The organism is Maritalea sp. (assembly GCF_047634455.1).
GTDB lineage: Bacteria > Pseudomonadota > Alphaproteobacteria > Rhizobiales > Devosiaceae > Maritalea.
On record NZ_JBLIAI010000106.1, the window covers coordinates 1 to 4,758 of the forward strand.

The 4,758-nt window shown below is 50.5% G+C and carries 4 protein-coding genes; 2 read left to right on the forward strand and 2 right to left on the reverse strand.

Annotated features, from left to right (window positions below):
* Both alaS and ACJAZW_RS15140 read left to right on the forward strand, forming a co-directional pair.
* Positions 1–1,977, forward strand: a 1,977-nt coding sequence (gene alaS / locus ACJAZW_RS15135) for an alanine--tRNA ligase (protein WP_415159595.1), incomplete at its 5' end; no start/stop codon positions are given.
* 268 nt (positions 1,978–2,245) lie between these two features.
* Positions 2,246–3,406 carry a cyclic nucleotide-gated ion channel gene (locus tag ACJAZW_RS15140; RefSeq protein ID WP_415159597.1) on the forward strand — a complete coding sequence of 387 codons (1,161 nt, stop codon included), beginning with the start codon at positions 2,246–2,248 and terminating at the stop codon, positions 3,404–3,406.
* Between the two features lie 8 nt (positions 3,407–3,414).
* Here the strand turns inward: ACJAZW_RS15140 and ACJAZW_RS15145 are convergent, their stop codons facing one another.
* Entirely contained in the window at positions 3,415–3,906 is a 492-nt protein-coding gene (locus ACJAZW_RS15145) for a GFA family protein (RefSeq protein WP_415159599.1), read from the reverse strand.
* Between the two features lie 95 nt (positions 3,907–4,001).
* On the reverse strand, positions 4,002–4,758 hold a 757-nt coding region (locus tag ACJAZW_RS15150), incomplete at its 5' end, for an NADP-dependent isocitrate dehydrogenase (RefSeq protein ID WP_415159601.1).

Genomic DNA, 4,758 nt, shown 5'->3' on the forward strand with positions numbered 1-4,758 from the left:
GGCATGGGCCTTGAGCGTTTTGCAGCACTGATGCAAGGCACCCATGACAACTATCAAACCGATATGTTCAAGACGTTGCTTGCGGATGTGGCCAATGTCACCAACACAGATATCGCTGATGGGGGTGACCAAAGTCGTCGCGTTATTGCTGACCACTTGCGTTCGATGTCATTTTTGATTGCAGAAGGGGTTTTGCCCTCAAATGAAGGCCGTGGCTATGTGCTGCGCCGGATTATGCGCCGCGCTATGCGCCATGCAACATTGTTGGGCACCAGCAAGCCTGTAATCCATTCTGTTGTGCCAACATTGGTGCGCGAGATGGGGCAGGCCTATCCCGAATTGGTGCATGGCGAGCAGATGATTGCAGAAACGGTGCGACTGGAAGAGGAACGTTTCCTTAAAACGCTCAGCCGTGGCCTATCGATTTTGGAGGAAGAGAGCGCCGCGTTGGGTGAGGGTGATGTGCTTGATGGTGGCACCGCTTTCAAACTTTACGATACATATGGCTTTCCCCTGGATTTGACACAAGATGCATTGCGCCAACGCGGTGTCGAGGTGGATCAAGCAGGTTTTGATGCTGCTATGGACGCACAAAAGGCCGAAGCACGCGCCAATTGGAGTGGCTCTGGCGATGCTGCCAATGAGGCTATTTGGTTTGGCATTGCGGACAAAGCAGGCGCCACTGAGTTTTTGGGCTATGAACATGAACGGGCTGAAGGCGTTGTTACGGCCATCATCAAAGACGGTGTTGAGGTTGGTACTCTCAATGCGGGTGAAGAGGGCTACATTGTTCTCAATCAAACCCCGTTCTATGCAGAAAGTGGCGGTCAAGTGGGGGACCACGGCGTGGCGCAAGGGGAACAGACGTCTGTTAACATTACCAATGTGAGCAAGCATGTGGGCAAAGTTTTTGCCCATGCGGCGAAAGTCATGTCCGGCGCAGTCAAAGTTGGGCAACCGCTCGATATGCGAGTTGATGCGGCGCGGCGCACCGCCATTCGTGCCAATCATTCGGCAACACATTTGTTGCACGAGGCGTTGCGCGAAACGCTGGGTCCTCACGTGGCTCAAAAAGGCTCACTTGTTGCCCCTGATCGTTTGCGGTTTGACTTTTCACATACCAAGGCTGTGAGTGACGAGGATATTGCGAATATCGAACGCTTGGCCAATGCGATCATTGTGCAAAATTCATCGGTTGAAACACGATTGATGGGTGTTGATGAAGCCAAAGAAGCTGGCGCAATGGCGCTATTTGGCGAAAAATACGGTGAAGAAGTTCGCGTGGTTTCGATGGGGAAAGCCCTTGAAGGGGACAAGGTGGGCAAGACATATTCTATGGAATTATGCGGCGGTACCCACGTGCGCAACACTGGCGAAATCGGTTTGGTCAAAGTGATTGGTGAAACCGCAGTTGCCTCTGGTGTGCGCAGGCTTGAAGCTCTTACGGGGTCAGGTGCTCGGGCCTATCTTGATGCGCAGGACAGGACGGTCAAAGAAATTGCTGAGCGATTGAAAGTTGCACCTCGCGATGCACTGGTACGTGTTGATGCGCTGATTGAAGAACGCAAGCAACTCGAAAAACAATTGAGCGAAGCGCGCCAGAAGTTGGCCATGGGCGGCGGCGAATCAGGTGATAATGGCCCAGAAGAAATCGCGGGCATTTCATTTGTTGGCCGGGTGGCAGAAGGTATTCCAACACGCGAATTACGTGGGCTCGTTGATCAAGGCAAAGCGCAAATCAAATCAGGAATTGTGGCCATAGCGGGCGTTTCTGAAGACGGAAAAGCGGGCATTGCGGTCGGCGTGACGGATGATTTAAAGGGCAAGTACAGCGCGGTCGACTTTGTAAAAGTGGGCGTTGAAGCTGTCGGCGGTAAAGGCGGCGGTGGCCGACCTGATATGGCGCAAGGTGGTGGCCCAGACGGTGCCAAGGCCAGCGCAGCGATTGATGCGATCCGCGCCGCGATTGCTGGTTAGTTCTTTGATGAGGGGTGGGCCGATCAGCTCGATGTGGTTGGTCCACACATCACACGCGTTCTCGTTACGCCTTGGCCCTCAGCGTGCTTCCTCATTGGTCGTAGAAAAGCTGAGTACCACCTGGGTATAGCGCCGGCAGATATGTTTGCTTGGTGATTTTGCAGTGTTGGCTCATGAAGATTCCGCGTGGCAATCTGGCACAAATTCTTAGCAACGTGATATTTAGAGTTTTCAGCGAATATTGCTAGCAATCGAAAGGTGGAATGTCATGGCACGTACCCGATTGCAGAAACTTCGCCGTAGATGGTTCGAAATTTTGGAGCCCGCTGCGGGCGGTGACCGGGCATCGCTAATTAGCGATGTTGTGTTGATTGCACTGATTATTCTGAACGCGTTGGCTTTCGTACTGGGCACTGTTGACGAGATTGCGCTTGAATACCAAGCCGGACTTGATTTTGTTTTGTACGTTTCCGTTGTGGTATTCTCGGCGGAATATGTAACGCGGGTTTGGGTCTGCGTGGAGCATCCGCTCAGGCGTGATGGCCATCCTGTATGGTCTCGACTACGTTACATAGTAACTCCGATGGCGCTGATTGATCTCATTGCCATATTGCCGTTTTATGTGGGGCCGGGCAGCGGCGTTGACCTGCGTATTTTGCGGGTACTCAGCATGCTCCGGTTCTTGCGCATCGCGCGCTATTCGTCGGCTTTTCAGCTGTTTGGCCGTGTATTAAGCCGCGAAGGTCGCTCGCTCATGGGGGTGCTGCTGATCTTAACTGCGCTTTTGCTCATCGCAGCGTCAGGCATGTATGCGATTGAAGGACATGTGCAACCAGAAGAGTTTGGAGATATTCCATCGGCGATGTGGTGGGCAATGGCGACGCTGACAACTATTGGTTATGGCGACGTCATTCCAGCAACCGCGCTTGGCAAGTGGTTTGCGGGTCTCATTATGATCTTCGGTGTGGGCATTTTTGCGTTACCAATCGGCATTTTGTCGAATGGGTTTGCGATGGAGGTCAACCGACGAAACTTTGTTGTGACGTGGAATATGATTTCCAAAGTCGACCTTTTTTCAAAGCTCGACGCTGGAGAGATCGCAGAGATCATGGAACTGCTCAGGTCACGACACCTGCCCAAAGGCACAACAATTGTGCGCGAAGGGGACGTAACAGACGCAATGTATTTTATTGTGTCTGGTGAAGTGGTGGTGAAAACGGGCGGACAGACCCTGCGTTTGAGTACTGGTGAGCATTTTGGCGAAACGGCTTTGTTGGCGAAAGACCTAAACATGTTGTCAGCAAAAACAGCCACAGTGTGCGATTTGCTAGAGCTTGATGCGCAGGATTTTAATTATCTGCTGCTGCAAAATAAGCAATTAGAATTGGACTTTCGCGCCATCGCAAAAGAGCGTTTGCAAACACAATAGAGCAAAAATCAGTCGACCATTTTGTGCGCACTGAGCAAGTAAGGTTTAAGTTTTTCGCCGGTTTCCGCATCGGCAGTGTGTTGGTCATAAAGCGCAAAACCCGCTGGCAAAACGGTGTCCTTTGCTGCAGAGGCCACAAAGATATGGCGCGTGTTTTCTTTGGTTCTTGAGAACCAGTTCGGGTTATCGAACGTTCCACCAAATACGCCAACAACTTCAGGAAACCTTTCAAAAGTCTGGAAGAGTTTGGTGCCACATTTTTTGCAAAAATTGATGTGTAACGCCAATTTGCTGACGTCAGAAATATGCGTATAGACAGTGGTTTGTCCCTCGCACACGTCCAAGTTTTCCAGTTTAAAAATTGGTTCGATCAGATAGTTTGATCCGGTTGATCGTTGGCACATTTTGCAATGGCAAATTGTGGTGTGAATTGGTTCGGCATTTACGTGGAAAACAATTTCTCCACACAGGCATCTACCCTCGTGCGCAAGTCCTGTCATTTTGAGCCCCATCTTGATTGGCGTCCAATATGGCAAAATAAAACCGCCCACACCAGCGTGTGAGCGGTTCAGTAGTCGTTTATAGCTATTTGGCGTTACGCCATTGCTTTTTGAAGGTTCTGATCAATTGCTTCAAGGAAGCCAATTGTTGAGAGCCATTCTTGTTCTGGGCCAACGAGCAGTGCCAAATCTTTGGTCATGCCACCACTTTCGATCGTGCTGACCACCGTCTCTTCAAGCGTTGTTGCGAACTTTGCCAATTCAGCATTGTCATCAAGTTTTGCACGGTGAGCCAAGCCACGTGTCCAAGCAAAGATTGACGCTGTTGAGTTGGTTGAAGTTGCTTCACCCTTTTGGTGCTGACGGTAGTGACGTGTCACTGTGCCGTGTGCCGCTTCTGATTCAACTGTGTTGCCATCTGGTGACATCAAAACTGAAGTCATTAGACCCAACGAGCCAAAACCTTGAGCTACGATGTCTGATTGAACGTCGCCATCATAGTTCTTACAGGCCCAAACGTAGCCGCCAGACCATTTAAGGGCTGAAGCCACCATGTCGTCGATCAAACGGTGTTCATACCAGATTTTCTTTTCAGCATAAGCGTCAGCAAATTCTGCTTCGAAAACTTCTTGGAACAGGTCTTTGAAACGGCCATCATAGGCTTTCAAAATTGTGTTCTTTGTTGAAAGATAACAAGGGACGCCGCGTTGTAGAGCGTAGTTCAGTGAAGCGCGGGCAAAATCCTTGATTGAATCGTCCAAGTTGTACATTGCCATTGCAACGCCTGAGCTTGGTGCGTCAAACACTTCATGTTCGATTTCTGCGCCATCATCGCCAACAAATTTGATCGTT

What these genes read in the sequence shown, in the direction of transcription:
- ACJAZW_RS15140 (WP_415159597.1), top strand. Translation starts at nt 2,246, where the DNA reads ATGGCACGTACCCGATTGCAGAAACTTCGCCGTAGATGGTTCGAAATT.
- ACJAZW_RS15145 (WP_415159599.1), bottom strand. Translation starts at nt 3,906, where the DNA reads ATGACAGGACTTGCGCACGAGGGTAGATGCCTGTGTGGAGAAATTGTT.